Annotated in this window: 1 protein-coding gene and 1 pseudogene; both read right to left on the bottom strand. The window is 73.8% G+C overall.

Annotated elements, in window-relative coordinates; translation table 11 throughout:
* Positions 1-554: pseudogene (locus KS423_RS45220) on the bottom strand (phage tail sheath family protein); the annotation flags it as partial.
* Positions 555-729: 175 nt separating this feature from the next.
* On the bottom strand, positions 730-1,585 hold an 856-nt coding region (locus KS423_RS45215), incomplete at its 5' end, for an ATP-binding protein (protein ID WP_224285478.1).

Raw genomic sequence — 1,585 nt, 5'->3', positions numbered from 1 at the left:
GGCGCGGTGCCGGGCTGTTCGGCGACGGCGACCAGCTTCGACTCCCGCAGCTGGGTGACGACGTAGCCCTTGGTGCTCTTGCGGGTCGAGACGTCGTAGGTCTCCACGACCTCGGCGCCCCGGCGCACCAGCAGCCGGAACCGGTCGTCGGGGACGTTCTCCCCCTCCGGGTCGGCGACCTCGACGGACACGTCGGCGCCCGCGCCCGGCAGGGCGGAGAAGAGGAAGCCCGCGATCTCGACGGGCGGGGCCGCGGCGACGGCGGGGGCGGCGCCGGGCGCCTGCCGGGCCGGGTCGCCGACCCGCACGACGTAGGCGGAGCCGCCGCCGTTGGCGAAGAAGCCGTACACCGCGTGCGCCAGGTAGGTGCCCTCGGTGAAGCCGCCGAACCGCTGGACGTACTGGTCCCAGTTGGTCACCAGCGTGGGCTCGTGGAACGGGCCGGTCTCGGCGAAGCCGACGAACGCGGCGACGGCCGTGCCGACGCCCTCGATCGGCCGGGCACCGGACTGGACCTCCTCCACGTACACGCCCGGGGTGAGGTACGACGGCATACGCGCTCCTTCGGCTGGCCAATCATTTCGCCGGTCATTCGCCCCCGAGTCTGCTGCCCGGGCGCCACCCGGAAACATGTCCACAGGTCCCGTACCGGGGGCAGGAACCGCTGCCCCCGCGGACACCGCCGGTGGTCCCCACAGGCGCCCGGCAGCCTCCGTAGCCCGGGGGCGTTCAGCCGTGCCCGGTGTCCCCGAGGACGCCCAGCCACGGCCCGAACTCGCTCGCCAGCACCAGCCGGCCGAGCTTGCGGTACTCGCCGACCACCGCGGAGACCAGCTGCGCCATGCCCAGCGGGGTGCCCGTCCCGGCGGCCCGGTAGGCCGCGGAGACCGCGCAGGCCCGGATGGAGCCGCCGGTGAGCTCGAAGTGCCGGGCGCAGAAGTCCAGGTCGAGGTCGTCGCCGCGGGGCACCAACGGCCCCAGGCAGCGGTCCCACAGCAGGCGCCGCTGTACCTCGTCCGGCAGCGGGAACTCCGCGATGACGTCCAGCCGCCGGGTGAACGCCTCGTCGAGGTTGGCCCGCAGGTTGGACGTCAGCACCGCGATCCCGTCGAAGGACTCCATCCGCTGGAGCAGGTACGCCGTCTCCACGTTGGCGTGCCGGTCGCGGGCGTCCTTGACCTCCGAGCGCTTCCCGAACAGCGCGTCCGCCTCGTCGAACAGCAGGACGCCGTTCACCTGCGCGGCCTCGGTGAAGATGCGTTCCAGGTTCTTCTCGGTCTCTCCGATGTACTTGTCCACCACGGTGGCGAGGTCCACCACGTACAGCTCCATGCCGAGCTCGGCAGCGACCACCTCGGCCGACATCGTCTTGCCGGTGCCGGACTCCCCGGCGAACAGGGCGATCACCCCGTTCCCCCGGCCGCCGCCCGGACGCATCCGCCAGCGTCCGAGCACCTGGTCGCGGTGCCGGGCCCGCAGCACGAGTTCGCGCAGCCGGCCCGCGGTGGGGGCGGGCAGCACCAGGTCGGCCCAGCCGACGGCGGGCTCGATCCGGCGGGCGAGCCGGGCCAGGCCCGCGGCGTTC

Source organism: Streptomyces sp. LS1784 (genome assembly GCF_020103755.1).
In the GTDB taxonomy this organism is placed as follows: domain Bacteria; phylum Actinomycetota; class Actinomycetes; order Streptomycetales; family Streptomycetaceae; genus Kitasatospora.
The sequence above is the reverse complement of the archived record's forward strand: the minus strand, read 5'-3'. Positions and strand labels throughout refer to the sequence as shown.